Origin of the sequence: Campylobacter concisus, assembly GCF_902460895.1 — a bacterium.
GTDB classification, from domain to species: Bacteria; Campylobacterota; Campylobacteria; order Campylobacterales; family Campylobacteraceae; genus Campylobacter_A; species Campylobacter_A concisus_BC.
Genome location: NZ_CABPVL010000010.1, coordinates 12,665 through 14,685 on the forward strand (window position 1 = coordinate 12,665; position 2,021 = coordinate 14,685).

1 protein-coding gene and 2 pseudogenes are annotated in these 2,021 nt (G+C 31.2%); all 3 read right to left on the reverse strand.

Going from position 1 to position 2,021, the window contains the following annotated elements:
• Window positions 1-694: pseudogene (locus tag F3G98_RS10575) on the reverse strand (hypothetical protein); the annotation flags it as partial.
• Entirely contained in the window at window positions 695-1,447 is a 753-nt protein-coding gene (locus tag F3G98_RS09925) for a hypothetical protein (RefSeq protein ID WP_149726113.1), read from the reverse strand.
• Between the two features lie 86 nt (window positions 1,448-1,533).
• Window positions 1,534-2,021, reverse strand: a pseudogene (locus F3G98_RS10580) (hypothetical protein); the annotation flags it as partial.

Below are 2,021 nucleotides of genomic sequence, written 5' to 3' on the forward strand. Positions count from 1 at the left end.
CATTATCTAGAAAGAAATTTATTAAAGAATTTACTTGAGTTGGTACGTGCCCACTAGCTAGCATTATATCAGCCCAAATGTCTGCTGGTTCTTCGGTTAAATTCATTTCAGTGCCTCTAAAAACCAATATCCTTTTATCATTGTCTTTTGTATCTTCAAAGAGCGTAGCACTAAAACCTTCATTATCATTTTTTTGATGTTTTAGAAGTCTAAATCTTGATGTGAAATTTTTGGTACGTTTGGAGAGATTGTCTATTGTGTAAAACAGCATTTGTTCTTTTGTTGTTTCATCGACATCTATAAATGAGTGGATACTGTTGTCTATTTTTTGTGGTTTAGGGTCTGATTTTTTAAGCTCGCTTGGTTTAAATATTTTTAAATCCTGCATAAATCTAGCTTCAACACAAAGGGCATAGGATGTAGGCATCTTTTTTACTTCGGTAGTAACATTGCCCTGCTCATCTGTTTTTATGCTTTTAATTTCTTTTTCATATAAAAAATTTGTACTATCGGCATAGTCCCATCTAGGATTTGGCGTCTTTAAAATTTTCTCATTATAAAATTTATCTGAAAAACTCCAAATTTCATTCTCATCTATGTATTCAAAAAATGCGTAACTAACGTCAGCAATATCAGCATAAACTCTTAGTTTATCTACCATCTCTTTATTTGTTAAATTCTTTAGAGTATTCATCTATTTATCCTTGTCTTTATTGCTGATTTTTTGAAATTTATTGTCTATGAAGTAAAATTTATTATCTCCAATTAGTCTTTGAGTGCTTTCCTTGGTAAATTTTATGCCACTTGCTTCGTCGCCATATAGTCCAAATATAACTTCTGTATAAAGTGTAGAAACTCCAATGCTTATAGGTATAATGGTGTCGTTGTCTATATAGAAATATCCTAAATTTATACTTAGATAATTTTCATATTTATCATAATCTTTACCCATAAATTCTTTTAGTTTTTCTTCATAGTTATTTAAAATTTTGTAGTTATCTATTTTTATATTATCTTTTCTTGAGTAATATCTCTTTCCATTAGACAATGTCTGAATAGGTGTTGATTGTTGGCTTGCAGTATCTTTTATAAATTTATCTTGTGCTTCACTATCGCTATTGGTATTATATCTTTGCCTAAATTTTTCTTTATTATTGTTCCAAACTTTGTTTAAAAAATATCCATCAGTAGTAACCTGTTTTTTAACAACAAGCTCACACTCGTTAGTTGTTTTGCTAGAGTAGCAATCTCTTAGCTCTTTTATCTCTTCCTCCCTCTTATCTATCTCCTTCTCCAGCTTCTCATCAAATACATAAACACCACCATATTTTTTAGCAATGCTCTCTTGCTCACTAGTTAGATCAGAAATTCTTATAAAGCCATTAAAATAAGCAAGTGGTAGCAGTATAAACAAGCAGATAAAAACTATAAATTTGACTTTTTTCATCATAAATCCTTTTAAATTTAAAACTATATAAGATATAAAATTTCTTTTAATTTTATTGTGATTATATTTACAATATTATTAATTTATTATGCGGCTAGATATATCTCTTTATAAACATCTCTTTTTATGCTACCCCTATCTAGTATAAGCGCTATATCCTGAGATTTGATACTCCTGCCAGCTTTGCTTTTTAGCACCACTTGGCCACCATGCGGGCAAGTGATGATGTCGTCTTCTATGACTGGGTGAGCGGTGAAATTTGTAGCTGTGGCGCCCAAAGGCATGCTTTGATGATTTACCGCCTCTCTATCTTGTGCTTGCTTCTCTTTTTCCTCATCATTGTTAGCTCTTTTTAGCTTTATATCCAAGCTACCCATCTCTATATCATAGCCAAGCACTCTTATACTAGTGTTTTTATTTGTGATATCAAGTGAGCCTTTAGAGCTTTCATCATCTATTGGGCTAAAGTAGTAAAAAGGCTTTTGCTCATCTTTGTTTTCAAAGAGATCGTGCTCTTTTTCATCTTTAAAATTTGTAAAGCCAAATTTATAGTCTTTAGCTTCGTTTGCACCTT

Bases quoted from the DNA above. Each gene is read 5' to 3' on its own strand.
- F3G98_RS09925 (WP_149726113.1), bottom strand. From the start codon at position 1,447: ATGAAAAAAGTCAAATTTATAGTTTTTATCTGCTTGTTTATACTGCTA.